The organism is Vibrio sp. E150_011, assembly GCF_053544015.1.
The window spans coordinates 189,765-216,363 of record NZ_JBHFOL010000003.1; the positions used below are offsets into that span (position 1 = coordinate 189,765).

A 26,599-nucleotide genomic window follows, 5' to 3' on the forward strand; every position below is an offset into this window, starting at 1 on the left:
ACCGACCATCCTCCTAGTATCAAGGGAGAAAAGTAACACTCTGTCGGTATTTTACGATCTTCGTTCCTGCCTTCAAGGTGGGAAGTTTTATCTACAACTCTTTTCTTATTTTTCTCCTTTCTACTATTTACGAATGAATGCCATCTCAATGTGGTAGGCACGTATTCGTGACAATTGATGGTCGTTACCAACGCTAATCGGGAGATTCGCCATGACGGTAATGAACAACACTTATATTGAAAATGCACCTCGCTTCTCAGAAGAAGAGATCAGTGCAGCAACAAAAGCATTTTTGCAATACGACGATGAGCAACAGCTTAATTTGTTAACGCTGATGCCGATTGATGAAGCGGTCGGTGTATTACAGCATTGTGCATTTGGTCAGGTACAACACCTGATACAACAACTTGATTTGCAAGGTCACGACAAAAGAGCGCGACACTTTGCACACCAATTGGGCTTTATTCACTCAGAGGCTGAAACGACACAAGGCTATTTATCGACGGGCGTTTTAGAGCACGTTAAACAGCGTATTGGTTGGATCATCACCTTGGCTTTGATGGGCATCGTGTCTGGTCTTATTATCGCTCAGTATGAAGATATACTAAGCCAGTTAGTGTTATTAGCTGTGTATATGCCAGTGATCGCAGCCGCAGGTGGTAATACGGGTACGCAAGCCGCGACCCTCGTCATCAGGGCGTTAGCAACAGGCGAATTACGAAAAAGGCAGTGGCTTGATGTACTTTGGAAAGAAAGCCGAGTTGCTGTCTGCCTTGCATCGGCAGTCGCCTTGGTGATGGTTGCCCGCATACTGCTCTTCAGTGACGCGAATGCGGGGAATGGGTTTGATTTGAATATTATTGCCTTATCGATAGCGGTGGCATTGTTTATCCAAGTGACGATCTCAACGACATTAGGAGGGGTTCTTCCTATTATTGCTCGAGTCTTTCGTTTAGACCCTGCCGTGTTGGTGAGCCCAGTACTCGCCTCTATCGTCGATATCTCAGGAATGTGGATCTACTTTACGGTAGTCAACTATTTCTTAGGGCTATCGTAATCTGGACAAATGACAGCACAACAAAGCACAGCTAAGGCTGTGCTTTGTTGTTTGAGCGCTCAAGCGAAAGACTATAATCGATAACTTGTTGGTAGAGGGCTTGTTCAAATTGGGTCAGTGGTGAAACCACTGGCTTTTTGGTTTCCGAAGGAACTACGTGATAATCGGTAATCATTTGAACAAAAATAGATTGAGGCTTTCCTGCTGAATCTAACCCATACCCCATCATATTGTAGGTGCCAAATAATGAGCCGCTCTTGGCGGTAAGCGCGCCTTTTATCGGCGACTTCCTCATACTTTGGCGGTACTTTAATGTCCCGTTCGTCCCTGCTACAGGGAGCAGCTTGATAAGATTGAGAGTGGCGTCATTGTCATAAATGTAGTGGAGCACTTGTGCCATTTGACTGGTGGTAACCCTATTGTTTCTTGAGAGGCCTGAGCCATCCTCGAGAACGGCACGGCTGAAGTCGATATTTGCTTGTAGCCTCAGTATAGCCTTAAGTGCTTCGGTACCGTTGTTAAACGAGCCAGGTTGATTGTAATACGTCGCGCCAATCGTCTTTAATAGGGCGTCAGCATAAAGGTTGTTTGAGTCACGCAACATGGTGGCCAATAACTCAGGTAGAGGCTGGGATCGTTGCACAAATAATGGCGTAGATGGGGTGTTTTTGGGACGTCCGGTTTTTATGTCTCCAGATATCGTGATCCCTAAACGTTTCGCTTCCGCACTGATGACATCACGAGTGAACTTTTCTGGAGAAGCAACCGCAAACTTTAACGGTAGCGGCGATGTTCGCGAAACAACGCATCCAGCAAGGGAATATTGATTACCTTGTGACACATTGAGTTCAAGGTCACAGTGGCGCTCTTTTTGTTGTGTTTTCGTTACGGCACGAGCGGTTGTAGTTGCCGCTATTGGTTGATGTGCGGGGATATTGATTCGTGTCGTGCCATTGTCATTAGTGTACAGCGCACCTTGCACGCAATTACCATCAAGCGTAATGGCAGAGGCCGGAGCACTATAGCAGACACCTAGTATATCCCATGGCCAGCCAACCGCTCGGTCATAGCCGGAAAAAACGCTATCGTCGAGCCAAACGGTGCCGAAAGAGGGGCCAATGGATGACTTGGCCTCTTTTAGCATCATTCGTAGCGTACCACGCGAGAACGATGGGTCACCAGAGTATTGGATGACGACATCATTTCCTACACGATACAGAGGCGTTTCAAAACGAAAGTCATCCCCTAAAGACAATTTGGCTGCAAGTGCAGTAACAACTTTAAGCGTGCTGGCTGGTGGAAAGTACGCGTGGGTGTTTTCGCTCACTAATACAGAAGAAGAGGGACTCAACCCATCGATGTAAATGCTGTTTCTACTGCCTTCAGGTAACTCTGCTTCAATTGATGACGCCATGATTGAGGAGGAGGCAATGGTTAATAATAGGGCGGTTATGGCGCAATTTATTGTCATAGTAGTCAGGTAAGCCATCGATGGTGTATTGGGGTAGGCTAGCAACCAACCTCTAAGAGATAAAGTGCTAATTATGAATCCTTGGATTATATTGACTGAAACCACGGAGTCACAGTGAACAGAAGATTAGGAGTGTGCATGGGCACACGTTTTATCCGTTAACTGATACTTGCAGTTAGCGAGATTTTTGCGTTATATTTATCGGCTACAATGCGCCTAGTAAAGCTCAGTGAGGCTCGCTTGCCGCGACAGTAAAGCAATGAGTCGAAATTCAATACCAACAACTTTGCTTCTAATTATGAATTTCAATGATTTGTATCCACAGATTGATTACACTAGGCTTAATCCAGTAATTTTTAAATTGTACTCAAGCTTTGTTTGAGTAGGGTTTTTTTGTCCAAAGTAAACTTTGGAAAAGAGGTTGTTAAAATGGAAAAAGTTCCAATGACCGCTCGTGGCGAGCTTCAATTACGTGAAGAGCTAGAGCGACTACTAAAGCTTCGCCCACTTATTTCACAAGCGATTGCTGAAGCTCGTGAATTGGGTGATTTAAAAGAGAATGCGGAATACCACGCCGCTCGTGAAGAGCAAGGTATTTGCGAAGCACAAATTCGTGACATTGAATATAAGCTATCAGTAGCTCAGGTCATCGACGTAACGAAAATGGATAATACCGGTAAGATCATTTTTGGCTCGACGGTAACGCTAATCGATGTTGATACGGATGCTGAGCAAACGTATCAGATTGTTGGTGAAGATGAAGCCAACATCAAAGCTGGTCGTATTTCTGTTAGCTCTCCTATTGCCCGTGGACTTATCGGCAAAATGGAAGGTGATGAAGTGACGATAACCACTCCGGGTGGTCAAAAAGATTTTGATATTGATAAAGTCGCGTATGTCTAAGTCGAATTAGCATGAAAAAAGTCGCATTGCGCGGCTTTTTTTATATTGATAGGTCTGTTTGATAAACGTGCGATCAAAAAAGGCCGCATTGAGCGACCTTTTTAATGTGAAACGAACTGTTTCAGCAGAGTGACGAATTAAGGCCTCGTTATTTACGAGGTAATTCGATTTTCTTTTGCTCAGATTGGCGATAAAGAACAAGTGTTTTACCGATAACTTGTACTTTCTCAGCCTTTGTCTCACGGACAATTGCATCAACAATCAATAGCTTAGTTTCACGGTCTTCCGAAGCCACTTTAACTTTAATCAGTTCGTGGTGGTCAAGAGCGATTTCGATTTCCGCTAGAACAGCCTCTGTTAGTCCATTTGCGCCTAGAAGCACAACGGGTTTCAGTGCGTGTGCTAGGCCTTTTAGGTGCTGTTTTTGTTTCGTGCTTAAGTTCATAACGCGGCCAAATTTATTTAGTATTAGGGTTGAAAAGTCGTATTTTAACGCCATCTAATGACGAAGACTATACTTTATTCTAAGGGTTTGCCCTTGTGACGTTGGATATTGAATGAGTAAGCAAAAACATTCGGCTAGTTCTGGCCGCTGGTTGAAGGAGCATTTTGATGATAAATATGCAAATGAAGCCAGAAGAAAAGGGTATCGATCTCGTGCTATCTTTAAAATTGAAGAAATTCAAAATAAAGATAAGCTGTTGAAATCTGGGATGACAGTTGTCGATTTGGGCGCTGCACCTGGAGGCTGGTCACAGTACGCCGCTAAGGTTGTTGGGGATGAAGGACAAGTGATTGCTTGTGATTTGTTACCGATGGACTCTATCGCCGGAGTGAGTTTTTTACAGGGTGATTTTAGAGAAGAAGCTGTACTCGATGCCCTGCTAGAAAAAATACAGCCTGATATGGTCGATGTTGTGATGTCTGATATGGCACCTAACATGGCAGGAAATTTATCTGTCGATCAGCCTAGAGCAATGTATCTTGTTGAACTAGCATTAGATATGTGTAGACAAGCCTTAGCACCTGGAGGCAGCTTTGTTGTTAAAGTGTTTCAGGGAGAAGGGTTTGAGCAATACGTAAAAGAAGTGCGTGAAATGTTCAAAGTGGTGAAGATTCGTAAACCGGATTCATCAAGAGCGCGTTCCCGTGAGGTATTTATCGTAGCTAATGGATACAAAGGCTGAACATTAGTTTACAAAGAGAAAATTAACATTGTAGCTACAGCTGAAAAACTGTAGTACCCTACCTTTAATTACAATTAGTTATCGAGGACTGACACCTTGAGTGACATGGCAAAGAATTTAATTTTGTGGTTAGTCATCGCCGTTGTGTTGATGTCGGTATTCCAAAGCTTTGGACCTGGCGAGAGCAATGGTCGAGCGGTAGATTACACCACGTTCGTACAGGAAGTTGGCAGTGGCCAGATTCAAGAAGCGCAGTTTAAAGACAGCGAGATAACGTTTACTCGTCGTGGCGGTAGTCGCTTTGTGACTTACATGCCGGTTTATGATCAAAAACTTCTTGATGACCTGATTAACCAAAACGTAAAAGTTTCAGGAACACCACCAGAAGAACAAAGCCTACTTGGTACGATCTTTATCTCGTGGTTCCCGATGATTCTTCTTATCGGTGTTTGGATTTTCTTCATGCGTCAAATGCAAGGCGGCGGTGGCAAAGGAGCCATGTCGTTTGGTAAGAGCAAAGCTCGAATGATGAGTGAAGAGCAGATCAAAACCATGTTTTCTGACGTTGCAGGTTGTGACGAAGCAAAAGAAGACGTTAAGGAGCTGGTCGATTACCTACGTGACCCTAGTCGCTTCCAGAAGCTTGGCGGTAAGATCCCAACCGGTATCCTATTAGTCGGTCCTCCTGGTACGGGTAAAACATTACTTGCGAAAGCCATTGCTGGTGAAGCAAAAGTACCGTTCTTTACGATTTCTGGTTCTGACTTCGTTGAAATGTTTGTTGGTGTGGGTGCATCTCGTGTGCGTGACATGTTCGAACAAGCGAAGAAAGCTGCACCGTGTATCATCTTTATCGATGAAATCGATGCCGTAGGTCGTCAACGTGGCGCGGGTGTTGGTGGTGGTCACGATGAGCGTGAGCAAACACTGAACCAAATGTTGGTTGAGATGGATGGCTTTGAGGGTAACGAAGGTATTATCGTTATCGCTGCAACGAACCGTCCTGACGTACTTGATCCAGCACTACTTCGTCCAGGTCGTTTTGACAGACAAGTTGTTGTTGGCTTGCCAGATGTACGTGGTCGTGAGCAGATCCTTAAAGTTCACATGCGTAAAGTACCTTTATCATCAGACGTCGAGCCTTCACTGATCGCACGTGGTACTCCTGGTTTCTCTGGTGCTGATTTGGCCAACTTAGTAAACGAAGCTGCACTCTTCGCAGCGCGTGGTAACAAGCGCAACGTTTCGATGGTTGAGTTTGAATTGGCGAAAGATAAGATCATGATGGGTGCTGAGCGCCGTTCCATGGTTCTATCTGAAGATACTAAAGAGTCCACTGCGTACCACGAAGCGGGTCATGCTATTGTGGGTCGCTTGGTGCCAGAGCACGATCCAGTGTACAAAGTCTCGATTATTCCACGTGGCCGAGCACTTGGTGTCACGATGTATTTACCAGAACAAGATCGTGTCAGCATGTCGCGCCAGCATCTAGAATCAATGATTTCTAGCTTGTACGGCGGTCGATTAGCGGAAGAACTTATCTACGGTAAAGACAAAGTGTCGACGGGTGCATCAAACGATATCGAACGTGCCACTGATATTGCACGTAAGATGGTCACACAATGGGGTTTCTCTGAGAAACTTGGACCACTTCTTTATGCTGAAGAAGAGGGAGAGGTTTTCTTGGGTCGCGGTATGAGTCAAGCTAAACATGTCTCTGATGAGACGACTCGACTTATCGATGAAGAAATTCGTATCCTAATTGATCGCAACTACGACCGAGCGAAACAGATTCTTGAAGATAACATGGATCTGATGCACTCAATGAAAGATGCGCTAATGACATACGAAACCATTGATGCAGGCCAAATCGACGATTTGATGGAACGCAAAGAAACGATCCGTGAGCCAGCAGGTTGGGGCGATGAAGTCACTGCTCGAGAAGAGCCGACTAAAGCCAAAGAAGAGCCTGTTAAGCCTCAGGAAGCGCCAGCAAAAGCGGAATCAAATCCAGAGACAGAAGCTAAACCAGAAGGTGTTGACGAGGAAAGCTCAACAACATCGTCAAAAAAAGATTCTGAATAGTCTTTAATAATTAAGCCCCGAGATCTTCTCGGGGCTTTTCTTGTTTCTACTCGTTACGATTTTATCAATCATGTCCTCAACTTCGATGCCTACATCCACTATGTCCAAAACTTCTAAGCTTACGGCTACTATGTCGCTGTCTTCCAACGGCAAAACGTTACACCTCGACCGCCCTCAGGTCATGGGTATCCTTAATGTCACGCCTGACTCTTTTTCTGATGGTGGGAAGTTCAACTCCATTGAAAATGCACTTGTTCAAGCAGCTTCTATGATTCAATCTGGTGTCAGTATTATTGATGTTGGCGGTGAATCTACTCGACCAGGGGCGCCAGAGGTCACTCTGGAAGAAGAACTGGCTCGAGTTATTCCAGTCATTAAAGCCATTCGTGAGCAATCTGATGTATGGATCTCTATTGATACCAGTAAAGCTGAAGTGATGAGAGCCGCGGTAGACGCGGGTGCAGATATCATCAATGACGTACGAGCACTGCAAGAGCCTGGTGCACTTGAAGTCGCGGCGGCGGCCAATGTACCCATTTGTTTGATGCACATGCAAGGACAACCTAAGACGATGCAAGCAAACCCGAGCTATGATGACTTGCTCGGTGATGTTCAGGTGTTCTTAGAAGAAAGGGTTGCCGCGTGTGAGGCTGTCGGTATAAAGCGAGAGAAATTGATTCTTGATCCTGGTTTTGGGTTTGGAAAAACACTCGATCACAATTACCATTTATTGGCTCACCTCGATAAGTTTCAACAGTTTGGGCTACCTGTCTTAGCGGGAATGTCACGAAAATCGATGATCTTTAAATTACTTGATAAAATGCCTCATGACACGATGGTTGGTAGCGTGACGTGCGCGGCTCTTGCCGCCATCAAAGGAGCGCAGATTATTAGGGTCCACGATACGCAAGAAACGATAGAGGCAATGGCTATTGTCTCTATGATGCATAAAAATAAATAAGAATATTAAAAGGAAATTTACATGTCACAACGACGTTATTTTGGTACTGATGGTATACGAGGAAAAGTAGGTCAATATCCTATTACTCCCGATTTTGTACTAAAGCTAGGCTGGGCGGCTGGACGAGTGCTTGCGAAACAAGGCACTAAAAAAGTGATCATTGGTAAAGATACTCGCATTTCTGGTTATATGCTGGAATCGGCATTAGAGGCTGGCTTATCTGCTGCAGGCTTGAAGGCTATCTTTACCGGCCCATTGCCAACACCAGCGGTTGCTTATCTTACGCAAACATTCCGCGCGGAAGCGGGCATTGTTATCTCGGCGTCACACAACCCATATTATGATAATGGCATTAAGTTCTTTTCTTCAGAAGGAACCAAGCTGCCTGACTCAATTGAACTTGCTATCGAAGCTGAGTTAGACAAAGACATTGAGTGTGTGGAATCCTCAGAGTTAGGTAAAGCGAGTCGCCTTGAAGACGCGGCGGGACGATACATTGAGTTTTGCAAAAGTACGTTTCCTAACGAGATGGATTTGTCAGGCATTAAGATTGTGATCGACTGTGCCCATGGTGCAACCTACAAGATTGCACCGTCAGTATTTACCGAACTAGGCGCCGACTTGATCGTCATGGGTGCAGAGCCTAGTGGCACGAATATTAATGATAAAGTCGGGGCGACAGATGTCGCGGCGCTGCAGGCTCGTGTTGTGGCTGAAAAAGCGATGCTTGGTCTTGCGTTTGATGGTGACGGTGACCGTATCATCATGGTTGACCATCTGGGTAACAAGGTTGATGGCGACCAAATTGCTTATATTATCGCTCGTGACGCGTTGCGCCGTGGTGAGCTAAAAGGCGGCGTGGTCGGTACTTTGATGACCAACCTAGGTATGGAAAATGGCTTGAAGCAACTGGGTATTCCGTTTGAACGTGCTGCGGTCGGTGATCGTTACGTCATGGAGATGCTGCTTGCAAATGATTGGCGCATAGGCGCTGAAAATTCAGGTCATGTGATCTTGCTGGATAAAGTGACGACGGGGGATGCGATTGTAGCGGGCCTTCAGGTACTGGCCTCGGTCGTGGACTCTAAAATGTCATTAAATGAATTAGCAAGCGGCATGACGTTATACCCGCAAGTATTGATCAATGTACGCTTCAGCGGCGATGCGAATCCACTTACTGCGGATGCGGTTACGCAAGCGGTCGCGAAAGTGGAGAGTGAACTAGGCGAAAAAGGGCGTGTATTGCTTCGTAAGTCTGGCACAGAGCCACTACTTAGAGTGATGGTAGAGGGCGAAGATGATGCACTCGTTAATCAATCTGCTCAGTATATTGCTGATGCGGTAAAGGCGAGCTGCTAATTCAGCATTCTCATAAAATAAACAAAGCCACTAAGATTTTGACTTTGTTTATTTTTAACTTTTCCCGCAGGAATTGCTTGAAAAGGGGGGGATTGCCCCTTTTTTGAGCGCTTAAGCTTTAAAACTTCGGTTTTTCTTATTTTTATCTTGTCAGTCAGTGCCGCATTCGATAGTATTGCCACCGCCTTCTCTTAGGAGGTCATAGCCAGGTTTTCGATGGCGAGGCAAATTCTTTGTCTTAGTCAAGAAAGCAGCGCTGGCTCAACAATTAGGAACATAGGTGGACATATGATTCAAGTTCTACTTGTGATTTACCTGTTGGCTGCGCTTGGTGTTATTGGCCTAGTGTTGATTCAACAAGGTAAAGGCGCAGACATGGGAGCCTCATTCGGTGCTGGCGCGTCAAACACAGTGTTTGGTGCTAGCGGCTCAGGAAACTTTCTAACCCGAATGACTGCAGTTTTTGCAATTGTTTTCTTTGTTATTAGCTTGGTCTTGGGTAACATGTATACCCATAAAGGCGAGTCTCAGTGGGTTGACCCTTCACAAGGTCAAGTTATTGAACAACAAGCTGATAATACTGTGAGTGAAATTCCCGCTAAATCTAGCGACGAGATTCCTCAGTAAGCGAATAGCTTAGCCGAGATGGTGAAATTGGTAGACACGCTAGCATGAGGTGCTAGTGCCTTATGGTGTGAGGGTTCGAGTCCCTCTCTCGGCACCATTACTTATAAACTTGTAATACAGTTTGTTGAGCGTATAATGCTCAGCAAGTCGGACGCGGGGTGGAGCAGTTTGGTAGCTCGTCGGGCTCATAACCCGAAGGTCGTCGGTTCAAATCCGGCCCCCGCAACCAATGCTTCTTGAGTGTTGATGGATTGCAAGTTTAGCAGTGTGAAAAAATCACTGCACATTAAGGAAATAAACGAATTACTTTTTAAGTTTTTCATTTATTGCTTATCCTTAATGCATCAGGGTCCAGCAACAAAAAACCCCGACTTTCGGGGTTTTTTGTTATCTGAGCTTTTTAAAGTTCAGGTATGTGTGCTTGGGATTTAAATTGGGCTTTAAGCCCTTTTTTTGTTTCTGGAGTGGTTAAATGACTGGTTTAGAAAGACAACTTACAGAATTACTTGAGGCTCCGGTTGAAGCTTTAGGTTACGAACTTGTTGGTTTAGAGTTCATCCGTGCTGGTGAGCATTCAACGCTTCGTATGTATATCGATCATGAAAATGGTATTACTGTTGACGACTGCGCAGAAGTAAGTCGCCAGACAAGTGCAGTGATGGATGTCGAAGACCCAATTACGGTGGCTTATAACCTAGAGGTGTCTTCACCAGGTCTAGAACGCCCGCTGTTCAAAGCAGCGCACTATGTACAGTTTATTGGTCACGAGGTCAGCATCGTACTCAAAATGGCTGTGGGTAACCGTCGTAAATGGAAAGGAACAATCCAATCTATTGATGGCGAAAACATCACAATCCTTGTTGACGGTAACGAAGAAGAGATGGTGCTTAGCAACATTTCTAAAGCTAACCTGATTCCTAAATTTTAGGTCCCTAATAAGAAAGCTTAGAGGCTAGATAAATGAGTAAAGAAATTTTAGCGGTAGTTGAGGCGGTTTCTAACGAGAAAGCGGTACCTCGTGAGCGTATTTTTGAAGCGTTAGAAACAGCACTTGCAACATCAACAAAAAAGAAGCATGAACTTGAAATTGAAGTTCGCGTTGAGATTGACCGTAAAACGGGTGAGTTTGTTACTTACCGTCGTTGGATGGCCGTTGCTGAAGTTGAAACACCAACAATGGAAATCTCAATTGAAGCGGCGCAATATGACGACGAATCAATTCAACTCGGCGATTACGTTGAAGATGAAATTGAGTCAGTGACGTTTGACCGCATTACGACTCAAACAGCGAAGCAGGTTATCGTACAAAAAGTTCGTGAAGCTGAGCGTGCTCAAATTGTTGAACAGTTTATTGATAACGAAGGTGACTTAGTTACTGGTGTTGTTAAAAAAGTGACTCGTGAAACGATCATTCTTGACCTTGGTAACAACGCAGAGTCGGTTATTTTACGTGATGACCAATTGCCACGTGAAAACTTCCGTCCAGGCGACCGAGTTCGTGGTTTGCTGTACGCGGTTCGCCCTGAAGCGCGTGGTTTCCAACTATTCATTACTCGCTCTAAGCCTGAAATGCTAGCAGAGCTTTTCCGTGTTGAAGTGCCAGAAATCGCGGAAGAGTTGATTGAATTAAAAGCCGCAGCCCGTGATCCAGGTTCTCGTGCTAAAATCGCAGTGAAAACTAACGATCGCCGTATTGACCCTGTTGGTGCGTGTGTGGGTATGCGTGGCGCACGTGTTCAAGCCGTTTCTGGCGAGCTTGGCGGTGAGCGTATCGATATCGTACTTTGGGATGATAACCCAGCACAATTCGTTATCAATGCAATGGCACCAGCAGACGTAGCTTCAATCATCGTTGATGAAGATGCGCATGCAATGGATATCGCGGTTGAAGCTGATAACCTAGCACAAGCTATCGGCCGTAACGGTCAAAACGTACGTCTTGCGTCTCAGCTTACTGGCTGGGAACTGAATGTAATGACAGTTGCGGATCTACAGAAGAAGCACCAAGAAGAAGCATCAGCTTCGATTGAAAACTTCATGAAGTATCTTGATATCGAAGAAGACTTCGCTCAGATGCTTGTAGAAGAAGGTTTCTCAACACTAGAAGAAGTGGCGTACGTGCCAGTTAACGAACTTCTAGATATTGACGGCTTAAACGAAGAGATTATTGAAGAACTTCGTGGCCGTGCTAAAGACGCATTAACGACAATGGCTCTTGCACAAGAAGAGACATTTGACGGCGTTGAGCCAGCTGAAGACTTGCTTGCACTAGAAGGTCTTGAGCGTGAAATGGCATTTAAGTTGGCTGCCAAAGGCGTAGCGACTCTTGAAGATCTTGCTGACCAAGGTGTTGACGAGCTAGAGGGTATCGAAGGACTAACGGAAGAACGTGCTGGTGAGCTTATTATGGCTGCACGTAACATATGTTGGTTCGGCGACGAAGAATAATAATCAGCAAGGAGGTAGTTGCATGACAAAACTTACGGTTAAAGCACTTAGCGAAGAGATTGGTACGCCAGTCGATCGCCTAATTGAACAACTTGCTGATGCTGGTCTTAAAAAATCAGAGAGTGATCAGGTTAACGATGATGAGAAGCAAGCGCTTCTTACGCACCTGAAGAAAGAACATGGTGATACATCTGGTGAAACTGAACCAACGCGCCTAACGCTACAACGTAAAACACGTAGTACGTTATCTGTCGCCGCTGGTGGTGGTAAGAGCAAAGATGTACAAATCGAAGTACGTAAAAAGCGTACTTATGTAAAGCGCAGCGCGGTTGACGAGCAAGATAAACGTGAAGCTGAGGAAGCAGCGACACGCGAAGCGGAAGAACGTGCACAACGTGAAGCCGAAGAGCAAGCCAAACGTGACGCTGCAGAGAAAGCACAGCGCGAAACTGAAGAGAAAGCAAAGCGAGAAGCTGAAGAAAAACGAGTAGCAGAGGAAACTGCTAAACGTGAAGCTGATGAAAAACGCGATACAAGCTCAACAGTTCAACAGCGCGACGAAGCGGAAAAGGCCAAGAAACAAATGAACGCAAAAAATGCCGAAGCGAAAAAAGAAGCTGACGAGCTGAAGCGCCGTCAAGATGAAGAGGCTCAACGTAAGGCTGAAGCTGAAGCCGCTCGTCTAGCTGAAGAAGCGAAGAAGCTGGCTGAAGAAAATTCAGAACGTTGGTCAGAAGAAGAGAAGAAGTCAAAAGAAAACGAGAAAGGCGACTATCACGTTACGACTTCAACTTACGCTCGTGAAGCGGAAGACGCTCAAGACCGTAGCGAAGAGAAAACGCCTCGTCGTCGCAAGAAGAAATCAACGCAAGACCGTGATGATTCTCGTGGCGGACGCGGTGGACGTAACCAACGTGGCCGTAAAGGTAAGTTGGCAAAACCTAACTCAATGCAGCACGGTTTTGACAAGTCTGCTCAAGTAGCTAAGCAAGATGTTGTTATTGGCGAAACTATCGTAGTTTCTGAGCTGGCACAAAAAATGTCAGTAAAAGGCACTGAAGTCATCAAAGTAATGATGAAGATGGGCGCAATGGCGACAATCAACCAAGTCATCGACCAAGAAACAGCATCACTTGTTGCTGAAGAAATGGGTCACAAGGTTGTACTTCGTAAAGAAAACGAATTGGAAGAAGCGGTACTATCGGATCGTGACTCAACTGCAGATGCAGTATCTCGTGCGCCAGTTGTTACTATCATGGGTCACGTTGACCACGGTAAGACGTCGACACTTGATTACATTCGTCGTACTCACGTTGCTTCTGGCGAAGCGGGTGGTATTACTCAACATATCGGTGCATACCACGTTGAAACTGAAAACGGTATGATCACTTTCCTTGATACTCCTGGACACGCGGCGTTTACCGCTATGCGTGCTCGTGGTGCTCAAGCGACAGATATCGTTGTTCTAGTTGTAGCAGCAGATGATGGCGTAATGCCACAAACTATCGAAGCAATCCAGCACGCGAAAGCGGCTGAGGTTCCATTGATTATCGCTGTTAACAAGATCGATAAAGAAGGTGCAAACCCAGATAACGTTAAGAATGAGCTTGCTCAATATGACGTTATTCCTGAAGAGTGGGGCGGCGAAAACATCTTCGTTCATATCTCTGCTAAGCAAGGTACAAATATCGATGGCCTTCTAGAAGCGATTCTACTTCAATCTGAAGTATTAGAGCTGACAGCGGTTGCTGATGGCATGGCTTCTGGTGTGGTTGTAGAATCATTCCTAGATAAAGGTCGTGGTCCTGTTGCAACGGTACTGGTTCAATCTGGTACATTGCGTAAAGGCGATATCGTACTTTGTGGTCAAGAATACGGCCGTGTACGTGCGATGCGTGATGAAGTCGGTAAAGAAGTCTTTGAAGCGGGTCCATCGATTCCAGTTGAGATTCTTGGTCTATCTGGCGTGCCTTCATCTGGTGATGAAGCAACAGTGGTACGTGATGAGCGTAAAGCTCGTGAAGTAGCAAACTACCGTCAAGGCAAATTCCGTGATGTGAAACTTGCTCGTCAACAAAAAGCGAAACTAGAGAACATGTTCTCTAACATGACTGCTGGTGATGTTGCTGAGTTGAACGTAGTTCTGAAAGCAGATGTACAAGGTTCTGTTGAAGCGATTGCTGATTCACTACTGAAACTGTCTACTGAAGAAGTAAAAGTGAAGATTGTAGGCTCAGGTGTTGGTGGTATCACCGAAACTGACGCTTCACTAGCGGCTGCTTCAAACGCGATTATCCTAGGCTTTAACGTACGTGCTGACGCTTCTGCGCGCCGTGCGATTGAAAACGAAAACCTAGATCTTCGTTACTACTCAATCATCTACCAATTGATTGACGAAGTTAAGCAAGCGATGGGCGGTATGCTAGCTCCTGAGTTCAGACAAGAAATCATCGGTCTGGCAGAAGTACGTGACGTATTTAAGTCACCAAAACTGGGCGCAATTGCCGGTTGTATGGTTACTGAAGGTACTATCAAGCGTAACAACCCTATCCGCGTACTACGTGAGAACGTTGTAATCTACGAAGGCGAACTAGAATCTCTACGTCGCTTTAAAGATGACGTTCAAGAAGTTAAGAATGGTTACGAGTGTGGTATCGGCGTTAAGAACTACAACGATGTTCGCGTTGGCGACCAAATCGAAGTATTCGAGATCATCGAGATCAAACGTACTCTAGACTAGTTGACAAAATCTCTACTGACTTTTTTAATTAGTAGTGATGGTAGTTGAATACACCATGGGGGGCGCAAGCCCCCCATTCTTTCTATAGTGAGAAAAGAAATGTCAAAAGAATTTAGTCGCGCTCAGCGCGTGTCGCAACAACTGCAAAAAGAATTAGCGTTGATTTTACAGCGCGAAGTTCGTGATTCTCGCATTGGCATGGTGACGATTTCTGATGTTGAAGTATCGCGTGACCTAGCTTATGCCAAGGTTTTTGTTACTTTCCTTTGTGTTGGTGAGCAAACACCAGAGTCATCTCTTGCTGCTCTTAAAGAGCACGAAGTGCCTGTTCGTATGGCTCTTGGCAAGCGTATTCGTCACCGCCTAACACCTGAGGTTCGCTTTACTTACGACAATACATTGGTTGAAGGTATGCGCATGTCTAACCTTGTGAGCGAAGTGTTGAGTGAAGACAAGCGTCGTCAAGAAGCCGTTGGCCGCACTGATGAGCAAGAAGTTTCTGAACAAAAAAAATCAGAGGGAGATGCTGAGTAATGGCACGTCGTCGCAAGGGACGTCCCGTTAATGGCGTTATTCTTCTAGATAAACCGACTGGAATCTCATCAAATGATGCGCTGCAAAAAGTAAAGCGACTCTATTTTGCTGAGAAAGCAGGACATACTGGTGCATTGGATCCATTAGCAACGGGTATGTTGCCCATTTGTTTGGGTGAAGCGACCAAGTTCTCACAGTTTCTACTTGATTCTGATAAACGTTACCGAGTGATCGCGAAACTTGGCGAGCGTACGAATACTTCTGATTCCGATGGAGAAGTGGTCGAGACTCGTGATGTGAATGTTGAGCAGGCTTTTCTTGAAGAGTGTGTGAATAAATTCCAAGGCGAAACTGACCAGATTCCTTCCATGTTTTCTGCGTTAAAGTACCAAGGGAAGCCTTTGTACGAATACGCACGTGAAGGCATTGAAGTGCCGCGTGAATCAAGAAAAATCACCGTTTACGAAATCATACTGCATCGCTTTGAAGGTGATGAAGTTGAAATGGAAGTGCATTGTTCTAAAGGCACATACATTCGTACGATTGTTGATGACTTAGGCGAGATGCTTGGCTGTGGTGCTCATGTCACCATGCTTCGTCGTACTGCGGTTGCAAAATATCCCTATGAGAATATGGTGACGTTAGAGCAACTTAATGAACTTTTAGAGCAAGCTAAACGAGAAGAGATTCAACCAAAAGAGCTGTTGGATCCGTTGTTGATGCCGATGGACTCCGCCGTTGAAGACCTGCCTGAAGTGAACGTTGATGCGGTATTGACGGATTTGATTCAACATGGTCAACCGGTTCAAGTGCTTGGCGCACCAGACAACGGCCCAGTTCGTCTTACCTCTGGTGAAGAGAAACTCTTCATTGGCGTTGGTGCGATGAATGATGACGGCAAGATTGCACCGAAACGTTTAGTGGTGTTTCGCGAAGAAGAAGCATAGCGACGATAGCGGTAAGCAAAGTGATAGGCGTACATTAACCATTAGCGCCTGTCATGATGCTAGCAGCCTCGATGCGATTAATTGAGGCTCTCTCTATTATGGCGTTATTTATCCCGAGATTGCCTATTGCACCTAGCGATATTATTCCCTATAATTCGCGCTCGCGTAGCGGCTGAATCAGAGATTGGCTGCTACAACTTTTAAACTTACTCTTATTAGGAGAGCATTATGTCTCTGAATGCAGAAACTAAAGCAGCAATCGTTGCAGAATACGCACAAGCTGAAGGCGATACTGGTTCACCAGAAGTTCAAGTAGCACTACTTACTGCTTCTATCAACCACCTTCAAGGTCACTTTAAAGCACACAAAGGCGATCACCACAGCCGTCGCGGTCTTCTACGTATGGTTTCTAGCCGTCGTAAGCTTCTAGACTACCTTAAAGGTAAAAACCTAGCTCGCTACCAAGATCTAATCAAACGTCTAGGTCTACGTCGCTAATTAGCGCTCGTATCTGACAGTTTGTATAAAAGGGGCTATATGCCCCTTTTTTGATGCCTAAATTTCGCTGTTATTAGCATAATCTGCATTAAGTAGTTTATACTACGTCCCGTTGGAACCCACTGAGAGGTTCTGATTCTTCACTCATTGCATTGCAGTCCAATTAGTCGACCATTAGGTCGCGACTATTACAAGTGCTTTATTGTTTAGGTTCACCTGCCAGCGATAACATTTGTACTAGTCGCGATATGCGATGCCTTGAGCCAATTAATTCTCAATCTAGAACTTTCTAGATAAAAGGAAATGCAATGTTCGAAAAACCAGTTGTTAAGTCGTTTCAATACGGCAACCACACAGTAACGCTTGAAACTGGCGTTATGGCTCGTCAAGCGACTGCTGCTGTAATGGCAACAATGGATGATACGGCAGTATTCGTATCAGTCGTCGCGAAAAAAGAAGCGGTAGCGGGTCAAGATTTCTTCCCTCTAACGGTGAACTACCAAGAGCGTACTTACGCGGCAGGTAAAATCCCAGGTGGTTTCTTCAAGCGTGAAGGTCGTCCTTCAGAAGCGGAAACACTAACGGCTCGTCTTATTGACCGTCCGATCCGTCCACTTTTCCCAAGTGCATTCAAAAACGAAGTACAGGTTATCGCAACGGTTGTTTCTATCAACCCTGACGTAAACCCAGACATGATTACCATGATTGGTACTTCTGCAGCACTTGCTATTGCTGGCGTTCCTTTTAATGGTCCTATCGGTGCGGCACGTGTTGGCCACATTGACGGTGAGCTTGTACTTAACCCTTCAAACACTGAGCTTGAAAATTCTAAACTAGACCTTGTTGTGTCTGGTACAGAAGGCGCAGTACTGATGGTTGAATCTGAAGCAGATAACCTATCTGAAGAAGAAATGCTTTCTGCTGTTGTTTACGGTCACGATCAACAACAAGTTGTTATCCAAGCTATCAACGAGTTCGCTGCTGAAGTTGCGACTCCATCTTGGAACTGGACTGCTCCAGAAGTAAACGTAGAACTTAAAGCAAAAGTAGCAGAGCTGGCTGAAACTCGCCTATCTGATGCTTACCAGATCACTGAAAAAATGTCTCGCTACGAGCAAGTCGGTACAATTAAGAACGAAGCGGTTGCTACTCTTCTTGCTCAAGATGAAAATCTAGACGAGCGCGAGATTCGCGGCATGCTTGGTTCTCTAGAGAAAAATGTAGTTCGTGGTCGCATCATCGCGGGTAACCCGCGTATCGATGGTCGTGAAAAAGACATGGTTCGTGCACTAGATGTACGTACTGGTGTACTTCCACGTACTCACGGTTCTTCATTGTTTACTCGTGGTGAAACTCAAGCGCTTGTTACTGCAACGCTGGGTACACAACGTGATGCTCAAATCATCGATAGCCTAATGGGTGAGAAGAAAGACAACTTCCTTCTACACTACAACTTCCCTCCATACTGTGTAGGCGAAACTGGCTTTGTAGGCTCTCCTAAGCGTCGTGAAATTGGTCACGGTAAACTGGCTAAACGTGGTATCGCTGCGGTAATGCCTTCAGTAGAAGAGTTCCCATACACGGTACGTGTTGTATCGGAAATCACTGAATCTAACGGTTCTTCTTCTATGGCTTCTGTATGTGGTACTTCTCTTGCGCTAATGGATGCAGGTGTACCAATCAAGGCTTCTGTTGCGGGTATCGCAATGGGTCTTGTTAAAGAAGGCGACGACTTCGTTGTTCTTTCTGACATCCTTGGCGACGAAGATCACCTAGGTGACATGGACTTTAAAGTAGCAGGTACTAACGACGGTATCACTGCACTTCAAATGGACATCAAGATCGAAGGTATCACTAAAGAAATCATGCAAATTGCGCTTAACCAAGCACAAGGCGCACGTAAGCACATCCTTTCTGTAATGGATGAAGCAATTTCTGGTGCTCGTGAAGATATCTCTGAGTTCGCTCCTCGTATCCACACGATGAAAATCAGCTCTGAGAAAATCAAAGACGTTATCGGTAAAGGCGGCGCTGTTATCCGTGCACTAACGGAAGAAACAGGCACAACTATCGAAATCGACGACGACGGTACCATCAAGATTGCTGCGACTGAAGGTGCTGCGGCACAAGAAGCGATTCGTCGTATCGAAGAGATCACTGCTGAGGTTGAAGTTGGCCGTATCTACGCTGGTAAAGTGGCACGTCTTGCTGACTTTGGCGCGTTCGTCAACATTCTTCCTGGCAAAGATGGTCTAGTACACATCTCTCAAATCGCTAACGAGCGTGTTGAGAAAGTGACTGACTACCTAAAAGAAGGCCAAGAAGTTCAAGTTAAAGTACTTGAAATTGACCGTCAAGGCCGTGTACGCCTAAGCATGAAGGAAGCGCTAGAAACTCCAGCGGCTCCAGCAGGCGATAGCGCAGAATAATTCGCGTAATTATCACATTATGTGAGAAACCGTGTTATAAAAGGAGGGGTCAATGACCCCTCTTTTTTATGCGCCAAGGAAAATACCTGCTAAAACTTAATGATCAGGAATTGAATTGTTAGTCTTACGACATCAGGTACAAGGAGATATTTATAGTGAAATGGTTTCGAATCTTAGGACTAGGCTTAGTCGTTGCGGTATCTGGTTGTGCCTCAAATTCTTCAAATGATGAATTGCAATGGCTTAACCCGCCTATGGCCGTTCCTTTGCAAGCCAATGTTCAGTATGAAGTACAGGTAGCAAGGCTCACTCAGCTGCTACAGCGTGGCGATCTTGAAAACGATGTACGAGCAAAAATGCATTTTGAACGTGGCTCGTATTACAACAGCTTAGGGCTGCGAGATTTAGCTCAACTCGACTTTAATCAATCGCTGCAACTAAACCCAGCACAGTCTGTTGTGTTTAACCAAGTAGGGCAATATTTCACTCAAATTGGTGATTTTGATTCTGCATATGAAGCCTTTGACTCTAGCTTAGAATTAGATGCAGCAAACTCATATGCCTTAAGAAATCGCTCTATTGCGCTTTACTATGGCGATCGATTTCCACTCGCGATTGAAGGCATGATGACGTATTACCAAGAGGCACCGTCTGATCCTTACCGCGCACTTTGGCTTTACATTATTTCTCGTGAAGTAGGCCCAGTCGATGCGGGTATTGCACTCGAAAAACGCTATCAATCTCGTAACAATGATTGGGGCTGGATTTTAGTGGCGTTGATGTTAGATAAAGTAACCGAAGAACAAGCCTTTAAAGCGGTATTAGCAAGCAGTAGAGACAACACTGTGCTCGCGGAGCGACTGACTGAGGTGTACTTCTATTTGGCTAAACGCCATCAAATTGAAGGTAACTATCCAGCAGCGGTATCGCTATATAAGCTAGCCATTGCTCAAAATGTTTATGATTATGCTGAGCATAAATATGCGTTCTTAGAGCTGACTAAAATATTTGAAATTGCAAGAGCTGAGCAAGCGGCTCAAGAGAAAGCAAAGCAAGCGGAGCAGGCAAAGCTTCAATCTGAAGCGACAGAGTAGCGCTTTAGTCTACTTTACAAAACCAGCCCCAGTGGCTGGTTTTTTTGTGCCTTGAACTTATCATTAGGTTGGATTAAGATAGTTAGCCTGGCTAATTAATGAGTAGTGTGAATGTCTATTGAATCGAGTATCGAGGACCTAGAGAGGTTAACGGCAAGAGTGTGGCGAGCAAATAGCCAAGAAGATCCTCTTAGCCATCTTAGTTTCAATGAGTATGACTACCTTAAGGCGATTCAAACATCGGAGGAGCCAATTCGTCTTACCGATTTGGCCAACGAGCTTGATGTATCTAAGCCATCAGCGACCAATATGGTTAAGCGGTTAGAGAGAAAGGGATTGGTTGAGCGAATTGCTTGCCTTGACGATGCCCGTTCTAAGCGCGTCAGGCTGACAGAAAAAGCGAGGGTACCACTGAGTTCCGAAGTGTATATATATGGCATTGTGGCTAATAAACTCAAAGCTAAACTCAATACGGCAGAGTCCGAGTTGTTGGATCAGCTGTTAGCGAAAGCGTTATCTTAAAATTTAACTATTTAGTTAGCCTGAATAACTAAAGTGAGAAGAAACATGCAACAATCAATCTATCGCCAATTTTGGCGCTACGCAATCCCAACCATTGCCGCGATGTTGGTCAATGGCCTCTATCAAGTTGTTGATGGTATTTTTATTGGCCAATATATGGGCAGTGAAGGTCTGGCTGGTATCAATGTCGTCTGGCCGGTGATCAGCGTAATTTTAGGGATTGGCATGATGATTGGTGTCGGTACGGGCGCACTATCATCCATCAAGCAAGGTGAGGGTAACTTAGAGGCAGCGAAGAAAACGCTGGCAACGGGTTTAATGTTGCTATTGGCTCTGGGACCTATTGTGGCATTGGCGCTATGGGGCTTCTCGGATAATGCGCTACAGCTTCAAGGGGCGCAGGGGCGAATGTTGGAGCTAGCCACACAGTATCTTGATGTCCTGATTGTGGGCAGCGTGTTTGCGTTAGGCTCAATCGCAGTCCCTTTCTTATTGCGAAATGATGATAGTCCGAACGCCGCGACCTTGTTGATGGTGATTGGCGCTGTGATCAACATTGTTTTAGATTATGTCTTTATTGTGTTATTTGCATGGGAGCTTGCCGGTGCGGCGTTAGCTACGGCCATCGCACAAGCAGTAGTCACAATCCTTGGTGTGGCATATTTCTTCTCAAAACAAGCGAAAATGCGCTTAACATTCAGCGATTTTAGGTTCCAATTTGACGTCGTGCCACCGATATTGTCTATCGGCTTGGCCAGCTTTTTTATGTTCGCGTATGGTTCGTTCATGATCGCGTTGCATAACAAATTATTTGCGGATTATGGCTCCGTCGTGTTGGTTGGTGCATATGCGATTCTGGGTTATATCGTGTCATTTTACTACTTAGTTGTGGAAGGCATTGCCAATGCAATGCAGCCATTGCTGAGCTATAACTTTGGCGCTGGTAGAAAAGACAACATGCGAAAGTTATTTAAAGTCGCAATGATCAGTGCCGTTGCTGGCGGCGCAGTATTTGTTGGGCTACTTAATGTGTATCCAGTTGATGTCGTGTCGATCTTCAATTCGACCGACACTATGTTGATCGACAATACGGTGACGGGTATTCGCCTGCACTTGTTTTCTATGTTTCTTGATGGCTTTCTCGTGGTTGCCGCTGCGTATTATCAATCCATCAATATGAGTAAGAAAGCGTTGTTTGTGACCTTAGGGAACATGCTGGTTCAATTACCGTTTCTTTACGTGTTACCGAAGATATGGGGGGTGACGGGAATATGGATTGCTTATCCTATCTCGAACATCGCATTGACCATTGTTGTGGTTTATATGATGTGGAAAGATGTGCGCCTACTTAAAGAAGATTCGGGTGTGCCTGCTGTCGCTGTATAAAACATAGAGATATAAAACATAGCGGCATGAAAAGAAAAAAGCACTTCACCAGTCGTGTGAAGTGCTTTTTTTTATTGGATATTCAATCCTGCGATCTGGTGCCAATAACCGTTGCATTGACGATCAAGGTCGCGTACAGGGTTCGCCCCATTCTCATTAGCTCTGAAGCGATCCACCTCGGAGAAGGTGTCTAATCCTATTGGACTTAAACGGACAACGTCAACCAAGCCTTGCATCGATTGTAGGTCATTCACCAAGTTATACTCATAACCAGATTGGGTTTGAATACCATTAAGGTTGAAGATAGATTGACCTTCTTGGCTTTCAACTTGCAGGCCTGTCGGATATTTAATACAGCATGTCTCACAATCGTCCTTGGCCTTGTTTTCCGCGCGAGCAGTAAAGCAGCGAGCGGAATAGGCAAGAGGAATGTAACCGTGACTAAAGACTTCGACGTCAAATTGCTGGCGAATACCAAGTTGTTCCGCTTGTTCTAGTGTATTCACAAGCCATTCACGAGAAAGCTCAACGGGCATGCACCAACGAATCATACCTTGCTTAGCAAAGAGCTGGAGCGTTCGCGCATTGTAGGTATTGACGGCTGGACCTACGATGAAAGGTACCTTATTTTCGTGAGCAAGCTGAATGGCAGATACGTCATTGGCCTCAATCGCAAAATCACCATTGTTGATGTATTTCTTCATGATGCTAATTTCGCTGGGTGCTTCGAGCAGTGCCATCGTGGAAATCACGACTTGCTTACCGGATTGCGAAAGTTCTTTTGCGATATCAAGCCAGTGTGTGGCCTTCATTTCTCTGCGTTTCGAACACACGGTCTCACCGAGATAAATGATATCGGCAGAACTGGATTTTGCTTGCTCGTAGAAGCTTTCTACGTCTTGTTTAGGCCAAAAATACAACAAAGGGCCGAGTGCATACTTCATCAATTAACCTCTGATTACTGCCATTTACGGTGGTACGCACCGAGTGTAGTTTGTGTCCCTTCAGAAACGTTCGCGAGCGCCTGATCCCATGTTTGTTTCACACGGTATTGCTGTGGTTCTTTCTGATATAAGTCTATCGCCTCACGCCATGTTCGTGTTACTTGCTCTACGTAAGCCGGGCTGCGTTGACGCCCTTCTATTTTCACGGAGGTCACATTCGCAGCAAAAAGCTCTGGCAGCATCGACAGGGTATTCAGGCTGGTGGGCTCTTCTAAAGCATGGTAGCGCTTTCGCTCACCGTCAATCTCAGCTTCAAAGCGGCCCTTGCACAGGGTAGGGTATCCGGCATTTTCACCTGCTGAATAGCGGTCTATGAGTATATCGTTTAAGCGAGATTCCAGGCCGTTTTCGGTCTCTTGCCAGCGAACGTATTTCGCTGGTGAGCAAGCACCTACCGTATTAGGGGATTCACCCGTCAGGTAAGAGGACAAGTAACAACGTCCTTCCGCCATGATGCATAAGCTACCAAAAGCAAAGACCTCGAGTTCAACGTCAGAGGTGATATTTCGTGACAGCTGTTTCACTTGATGGATCGATAATACGCGTGGTAATACGACACGTTTGACATTGAAATTCTGGTGATAGAAATCGATGGCCGCGGTGTTAGTCGCAGATGCTTGAACGGAGAGATGCAGTTCCAAATCAGGATATTTGTTTGCCGCATAATCGAGAACGGCAATATCAGCTACAATCAGAGCATCTACGCCTAAGTCGGCCGCTTGATCGACGGCGTTCGTCCAGCGCTCAAACCCATTAGGGTGAGCAAACGTGTTTAATGCGATGTGGAGTTTTTTATTGCGATCATGGACATATTGCACCGCACGTTCTAGTTTTTTGCCAGTAAAATTAAGTCCTGCAAAGTGACGTGCGTTTGTGTCATCTTTGAATCCAATGTACACCGCATCTGCGCCGCAATCTATTGCCGTTTTTAACGCAGGGAGATTACCTGCCGGGCATAAGAGTTCCATAAGCTCAATACCAATTATTCCTACATAGGCCCGCATTTTATGAAGAAAGATGAATGGCCAATTTGATGTGAGGCAGGTTTACATTAATAAACATGGAATTAACACCAAAGAGGTAAACACTTTGATGTGAAATTGAAGGCGGATGAGTCTGACAGCGAAGTCGGTATGGAACACATCAACACTTAATTGGGAGCATCTAAGTGTTGATGTTATTGGCAGAGCATGACGGTTCGCGGTGATGTTTTAATCGTCATGGCGATTACACTAGGTCATTACGATTGTTAATTCGTCTCAACGGTGTCTCAAATACGTCACGACTCAATTACGATGGCGTCGGTTTTGCGCAAACAGTACCTCGACTTCGTGTTTGGGCTGTGGACGATGAAAATGGAACCCCTGGATTGAATGGCAATTTAAGTTCGACAATAAGGTTGCTTGATGGCGAGTTTCTACCCCTTCTGCCACCACCGACAGGTTGAGTGAACGACCTAGGTTGATGATATTTTCAATCACGGTCAATTGCTTGGGCAGGGTATCGATATCCATAATGAAGGCCCGGTCGATTTTTAGCTCGTCGATTGGGAAGTGCGCCAAATAGGATAAGGATGAATAGCCGGTACCAAAATCATCAATGGACAGCGCAAAGCCAAGTTTCTTGATGGCGTCGAGCATTTGCAACGTGTGCTCACTGTTACTCATCACGGCGCTCTCGGTAAGCTCAAAAGTAATACAGCTAGGGTCTAGGCCTGTACTGCGGAGTAAGCGTTCCATATAATCAATGAGCTTTGGATTGCCAAACTGCTCTGGGGATAGGTTAATCGCGACACGGCCAGGCAAAATGCCTTGTTGTTTCCATCGTTTCACTGTGTTGAATACATCACGCATGACGACTCGACCTAAGCTTTCGATGAGCCCTGCTTGTTCGGCAACAGGAATAAAAGAGGCTGGGCTAATGTACCCTTCTACAGGGTGCTTCCAGCGCACCAATGCTTCTGCACCATTGATACTGAAATCACGAGCATTAACCTTAGGTTGATACCAAACCTCAAGGCCATTTTGCGCCAATGCTTTTTGTAGTTCGATCTCAAGCCAGAGTCGCATACGAGCTTCTTTGTTCATCTGGTCATTGAACTTGACCAGTCGATTGCGTCCACGAGCTTTGGCTTCATACATCGCGGTGTCAGCGTTTTGTAGCAAGATTCGAGGATCGTGACCGTCATTGGGATAAGTGACACTGCCAATAGAACAGGCAAGTCGTTTGCTAAAGTGATGTAAATCGAACGGTTGGTTGATTAGGCTGATGATCTTTTCTGCCAACATATCAACGGCGCTACTGCCTTCTGGTTCTGGCAGAATAATGCCAAATTCATCACCACCTAGGTGTGCTAAGACGGTGTGCTGTGGTAAGTGGCGTTTGAGCCGGGTAGAGACTTCTTGTATGACTCGATCACCGATGTGATGACCAAGCGAATCATTGATGTTTTTAAAGTTATCGAGGTCGAGATACAACATGACTAATGGCGTTTTGTTCTCGATGAAATGATCAAGACAGCGAGTAAAACCAAGCCGGTTATAGAGTTTGGTTAATGCATCAATATTGACATCTTCATGACTGTCTTTTGCAACAGGCTTGGGTTTCTCATCCATATCTTGAATAAGGATGAGGTGCGCGCTATTACCAAAGAGATTTGCGTCGTCTATATTCAATGCGAGGTGACGCTTTGAACCGCAGGCGTCACTGGTCATAAAATTCAGCGCTTTACTATCTACGGTTGATTTGAAGTTTAATGGGCTTGGTGTGCGATTACTATCATCAACCAACAACCGGCTAAGTGACTCACTTAATAAATCACTTGCTGAAGAATAGCCAAATAAACGTGCTGCGGCCGGATTGGCAGACAAGATACAATCATCCTCGACGATCAGCAGACCTTCCGGGATGAGCCGCGACAGTTTAAGGAATTTGCTTTCTGATTCTTCGAGAGAGCGGGAGAGGATTTGTTTTTCAGAGGTATCGATGGCGTGAAATACCACGTTTTCAATGGTGCCATCTAACGCTACCGGAGAGAGACTAAAATGCAAACTCGATTCCACATTGGATTCATCTAATGTGACCTCGGCTTCAATGGATTCTCCGTTCAAAGCGCGTTCATAATAGGGTTTGAGTTTGTGGTAAAAGCGCTCACCTAGGATTTGTTGATCGTTCATGCCGACCAGATCACTATGGGTCAGTCCAGCAACATCACAATACCGATCATTGACCATGCAGTATTGGTGTTCGGCATCCAAAATAGCAAAAAAGAACGGGCTATTGGATGTGAGTTTGGCGAAGTATTCCTTTAACGATTTGGATGACATCAATGTACTACCAGTTCTCTG

23 protein-coding genes and 2 tRNA genes are annotated in these 26,599 nt (G+C 45.3%); 19 read left to right on the top strand and 6 right to left on the bottom strand.

Translation table 11 applies throughout. The features are described 5' to 3' along the window. Nucleotides 1-211: 211 nt before the first annotated feature. A complete protein-coding gene (locus ACE1OE_RS06990) occupies nucleotides 212-1,057 on the top strand; it encodes a magnesium transporter (RefSeq protein ID WP_102468368.1) in 846 nt (281 codons plus the stop codon). A gap of 31 nt (nucleotides 1,058-1,088) precedes the next feature. Here ACE1OE_RS06990 and dacB read toward each other — a convergent pair whose 3' ends face one another. After that, the gene (dacB, locus tag ACE1OE_RS06995; RefSeq protein WP_449210561.1) at nucleotides 1,089-2,528 is read right to left on the bottom strand and encodes a serine-type D-Ala-D-Ala carboxypeptidase; all 1,440 of its coding nucleotides are present in this window, start codon (nucleotides 2,526-2,528) and stop codon (nucleotides 1,089-1,091) included. Between the two features lie 429 nt (nucleotides 2,529-2,957). On the opposite strand from dacB, the gene greA reads away from it, so the two are divergent. Beyond that, nucleotides 2,958-3,431, top strand: a complete 474-nt coding sequence (gene greA, locus ACE1OE_RS07000) for a transcription elongation factor GreA (RefSeq protein ID WP_449210562.1) — start codon at nucleotides 2,958-2,960, stop codon at nucleotides 3,429-3,431. Between the two features lie 148 nt (nucleotides 3,432-3,579). Here the strand turns inward: greA and yhbY are convergent, their stop codons facing one another. After that, a complete protein-coding gene (yhbY, locus tag ACE1OE_RS07005) occupies nucleotides 3,580-3,876 on the bottom strand; it encodes a ribosome assembly RNA-binding protein YhbY (RefSeq protein WP_102468476.1) in 297 nt (98 codons plus the stop codon). A 112-nt stretch (nucleotides 3,877-3,988) separates the two neighbouring features. On the opposite strand from yhbY, the gene rlmE reads away from it, so the two are divergent. The 4 genes from rlmE to glmM all read left to right on the top strand — a co-directional run bounded on the left by rlmE (nucleotide 3,989) and on the right by glmM (nucleotide 9,023). Then, entirely contained in the window at nucleotides 3,989-4,618 is a 630-nt protein-coding gene (gene rlmE, locus ACE1OE_RS07010; RefSeq protein WP_102468370.1) for a 23S rRNA (uridine(2552)-2'-O)-methyltransferase RlmE, read from the top strand. Between the two features lie 105 nt (nucleotides 4,619-4,723). Continuing rightward, nucleotides 4,724-6,703 carry an ATP-dependent zinc metalloprotease FtsH gene (gene ftsH, locus ACE1OE_RS07015; protein ID WP_449210563.1) on the top strand — a complete coding sequence of 660 codons (1,980 nt, stop codon included), beginning with the start codon at nucleotides 4,724-4,726 and terminating at the stop codon, nucleotides 6,701-6,703. A 130-nt stretch (nucleotides 6,704-6,833) separates the two neighbouring features. Further along, nucleotides 6,834-7,664, top strand: coding sequence for a dihydropteroate synthase (folP, locus tag ACE1OE_RS07020; RefSeq protein ID WP_449210687.1), 831 nt, complete (start codon nucleotides 6,834-6,836; stop codon nucleotides 7,662-7,664). A gap of 21 nt (nucleotides 7,665-7,685) precedes the next feature. Continuing rightward, the gene (gene glmM / locus ACE1OE_RS07025; RefSeq protein ID WP_102468373.1) at nucleotides 7,686-9,023 is read left to right on the top strand and encodes a phosphoglucosamine mutase; all 1,338 of its coding nucleotides are present in this window, start codon (nucleotides 7,686-7,688) and stop codon (nucleotides 9,021-9,023) included. Here the strand turns inward: glmM and ACE1OE_RS07030 are convergent. Continuing rightward, entirely contained in the window at nucleotides 9,020-9,205 is a 186-nt protein-coding gene (locus ACE1OE_RS07030; RefSeq protein ID WP_102468374.1) for a hypothetical protein, read from the bottom strand. The two genes, glmM and ACE1OE_RS07030, sit on opposite strands and share 4 nt — an antisense overlap. 106 nt (nucleotides 9,206-9,311) lie before the next feature. Here ACE1OE_RS07030 and secG point away from each other — a divergent pair, with 106 nt between their 5' ends. The 13 genes from secG to ACE1OE_RS07095 all read left to right on the top strand — a co-directional run bounded on the left by secG (nucleotide 9,312) and on the right by ACE1OE_RS07095 (nucleotide 22,248). Then, on the top strand, nucleotides 9,312-9,650 hold the full coding sequence (gene secG, locus ACE1OE_RS07035; RefSeq protein WP_102468375.1) for a preprotein translocase subunit SecG: 339 nt from the start codon (nucleotides 9,312-9,314) through the stop codon (nucleotides 9,648-9,650). A gap of 12 nt (nucleotides 9,651-9,662) precedes the next feature. Continuing rightward, nucleotides 9,663-9,747 (top strand) — tRNA-Leu (locus ACE1OE_RS07040). Between the two features lie 55 nt (nucleotides 9,748-9,802). Then, nucleotides 9,803-9,879 (top strand) — tRNA-Met (locus tag ACE1OE_RS07045). A 243-nt stretch (nucleotides 9,880-10,122) separates the two neighbouring features. Then, nucleotides 10,123-10,578 (top strand): ribosome maturation factor RimP, encoded by a 456-nt coding sequence (gene rimP, locus ACE1OE_RS07050; protein WP_102468376.1) that lies wholly within the window; start codon nucleotides 10,123-10,125, stop codon nucleotides 10,576-10,578. A 32-nt stretch (nucleotides 10,579-10,610) separates the two neighbouring features. Then, a complete protein-coding gene (nusA, locus tag ACE1OE_RS07055) occupies nucleotides 10,611-12,098 on the top strand; it encodes a transcription termination factor NusA (protein ID WP_102468377.1) in 1,488 nt (495 codons plus the stop codon). Nucleotides 12,099-12,120: 22 nt separating this feature from the next. Then, nucleotides 12,121-14,838, top strand: a complete 2,718-nt coding sequence (gene infB / locus ACE1OE_RS07060; protein ID WP_449210564.1) for a translation initiation factor IF-2 — start codon at nucleotides 12,121-12,123, stop codon at nucleotides 14,836-14,838. A gap of 99 nt (nucleotides 14,839-14,937) precedes the next feature. Next, the gene (rbfA, locus tag ACE1OE_RS07065; RefSeq protein ID WP_449210565.1) at nucleotides 14,938-15,372 is read left to right on the top strand and encodes a 30S ribosome-binding factor RbfA; all 435 of its coding nucleotides are present in this window, start codon (nucleotides 14,938-14,940) and stop codon (nucleotides 15,370-15,372) included. Further along, entirely contained in the window at nucleotides 15,372-16,319 is a 948-nt protein-coding gene (gene truB, locus ACE1OE_RS07070; protein ID WP_372059250.1) for a tRNA pseudouridine(55) synthase TruB, read from the top strand. The genes rbfA and truB overlap by 1 nt, the downstream gene beginning before the upstream one ends. Nucleotides 16,320-16,547: 228 nt before the next feature. Next, nucleotides 16,548-16,817 (top strand): 30S ribosomal protein S15, encoded by a 270-nt coding sequence (rpsO, locus tag ACE1OE_RS07075; RefSeq protein ID WP_102468381.1) that lies wholly within the window; start codon nucleotides 16,548-16,550, stop codon nucleotides 16,815-16,817. Between the two features lie 308 nt (nucleotides 16,818-17,125). Beyond that, entirely contained in the window at nucleotides 17,126-19,246 is a 2,121-nt protein-coding gene (gene pnp, locus ACE1OE_RS07080; protein ID WP_102468382.1) for a polyribonucleotide nucleotidyltransferase, read from the top strand. A gap of 155 nt (nucleotides 19,247-19,401) precedes the next feature. Further along, on the top strand, nucleotides 19,402-20,340 hold the full coding sequence (gene nlpI, locus ACE1OE_RS07085; protein WP_449210566.1) for a lipoprotein NlpI: 939 nt from the start codon (nucleotides 19,402-19,404) through the stop codon (nucleotides 20,338-20,340). A 111-nt stretch (nucleotides 20,341-20,451) separates the two neighbouring features. After that, the gene (locus tag ACE1OE_RS07090) at nucleotides 20,452-20,862 is read left to right on the top strand and encodes a MarR family winged helix-turn-helix transcriptional regulator (protein WP_102468384.1); all 411 of its coding nucleotides are present in this window, start codon (nucleotides 20,452-20,454) and stop codon (nucleotides 20,860-20,862) included. A gap of 45 nt (nucleotides 20,863-20,907) precedes the next feature. Next, nucleotides 20,908-22,248: an MATE family efflux transporter gene (locus tag ACE1OE_RS07095; RefSeq protein ID WP_102468385.1), complete on the top strand. Its 1,341-nt coding sequence runs from the start codon at nucleotides 20,908-20,910 to the stop codon at nucleotides 22,246-22,248. A 71-nt stretch (nucleotides 22,249-22,319) separates the two neighbouring features. On the opposite strand, the gene ACE1OE_RS07100 is transcribed toward ACE1OE_RS07095, so the two are convergent. The 3 genes from ACE1OE_RS07100 to ACE1OE_RS07110 form a co-directional block, all read right to left on the bottom strand. Beyond that, nucleotides 22,320-23,192 (bottom strand): U32 family peptidase, encoded by an 873-nt coding sequence (locus ACE1OE_RS07100; RefSeq protein ID WP_449210567.1) that lies wholly within the window; start codon nucleotides 23,190-23,192, stop codon nucleotides 22,320-22,322. Between the two features lie 14 nt (nucleotides 23,193-23,206). After that, entirely contained in the window at nucleotides 23,207-24,220 is a 1,014-nt protein-coding gene (ubiU, locus tag ACE1OE_RS07105; protein ID WP_102468387.1) for a ubiquinone anaerobic biosynthesis protein UbiU, read from the bottom strand. A 318-nt stretch (nucleotides 24,221-24,538) separates the two neighbouring features. Next, the gene (locus tag ACE1OE_RS07110; RefSeq protein WP_449210568.1) at nucleotides 24,539-26,578 is read right to left on the bottom strand and encodes an EAL domain-containing protein; all 2,040 of its coding nucleotides are present in this window, start codon (nucleotides 26,576-26,578) and stop codon (nucleotides 24,539-24,541) included. Nucleotides 26,579-26,599 lie beyond the last annotated feature (21 nt).

What these genes read in the sequence shown, in the direction of transcription:
- ACE1OE_RS06990 (WP_102468368.1), top strand. Translation starts at nt 212, where the DNA reads ATGACGGTAATGAACAACACTTATATTGAAAATGCACCTCGCTTCTCA.
- dacB (WP_449210561.1), bottom strand. Translation starts at nt 2,528, where the DNA reads ATGACAATAAATTGCGCCATAACCGCCCTATTATTAACCATTGCCTCC.
- greA (WP_449210562.1), top strand. Translation starts at nt 2,958, where the DNA reads ATGGAAAAAGTTCCAATGACCGCTCGTGGCGAGCTTCAATTACGTGAA.
- yhbY (WP_102468476.1), bottom strand. Translation starts at nt 3,876, where the DNA reads ATGAACTTAAGCACGAAACAAAAACAGCACCTAAAAGGCCTAGCACAC.
- rlmE (WP_102468370.1), top strand. Translation starts at nt 3,989, where the DNA reads ATGAGTAAGCAAAAACATTCGGCTAGTTCTGGCCGCTGGTTGAAGGAG.
- ftsH (WP_449210563.1), top strand. Translation starts at nt 4,724, where the DNA reads ATGGCAAAGAATTTAATTTTGTGGTTAGTCATCGCCGTTGTGTTGATG.
- folP (WP_449210687.1), top strand. Translation starts at nt 6,834, where the DNA reads ATGTCGCTGTCTTCCAACGGCAAAACGTTACACCTCGACCGCCCTCAG.
- glmM (WP_102468373.1), top strand. Translation starts at nt 7,686, where the DNA reads ATGTCACAACGACGTTATTTTGGTACTGATGGTATACGAGGAAAAGTA.
- secG (WP_102468375.1), top strand. Translation starts at nt 9,312, where the DNA reads ATGATTCAAGTTCTACTTGTGATTTACCTGTTGGCTGCGCTTGGTGTT.
- rimP (WP_102468376.1), top strand. Translation starts at nt 10,123, where the DNA reads ATGACTGGTTTAGAAAGACAACTTACAGAATTACTTGAGGCTCCGGTT.
- nusA (WP_102468377.1), top strand. Translation starts at nt 10,611, where the DNA reads ATGAGTAAAGAAATTTTAGCGGTAGTTGAGGCGGTTTCTAACGAGAAA.
- infB (WP_449210564.1), top strand. Translation starts at nt 12,121, where the DNA reads ATGACAAAACTTACGGTTAAAGCACTTAGCGAAGAGATTGGTACGCCA.
- rbfA (WP_449210565.1), top strand. Translation starts at nt 14,938, where the DNA reads ATGTCAAAAGAATTTAGTCGCGCTCAGCGCGTGTCGCAACAACTGCAA.
- truB (WP_372059250.1), top strand. Translation starts at nt 15,372, where the DNA reads ATGGCACGTCGTCGCAAGGGACGTCCCGTTAATGGCGTTATTCTTCTA.
- rpsO (WP_102468381.1), top strand. Translation starts at nt 16,548, where the DNA reads ATGTCTCTGAATGCAGAAACTAAAGCAGCAATCGTTGCAGAATACGCA.
- pnp (WP_102468382.1), top strand. Translation starts at nt 17,126, where the DNA reads ATGTTCGAAAAACCAGTTGTTAAGTCGTTTCAATACGGCAACCACACA.
- ACE1OE_RS07090 (WP_102468384.1), top strand. Translation starts at nt 20,452, where the DNA reads ATGTCTATTGAATCGAGTATCGAGGACCTAGAGAGGTTAACGGCAAGA.
- ACE1OE_RS07095 (WP_102468385.1), top strand. Translation starts at nt 20,908, where the DNA reads ATGCAACAATCAATCTATCGCCAATTTTGGCGCTACGCAATCCCAACC.
- ACE1OE_RS07100 (WP_449210567.1), bottom strand. Translation starts at nt 23,192, where the DNA reads ATGAAGTATGCACTCGGCCCTTTGTTGTATTTTTGGCCTAAACAAGAC.
- ubiU (WP_102468387.1), bottom strand. Translation starts at nt 24,220, where the DNA reads ATGGAACTCTTATGCCCGGCAGGTAATCTCCCTGCGTTAAAAACGGCA.
- ACE1OE_RS07110 (WP_449210568.1), bottom strand. Translation starts at nt 26,578, where the DNA reads ATGTCATCCAAATCGTTAAAGGAATACTTCGCCAAACTCACATCCAAT.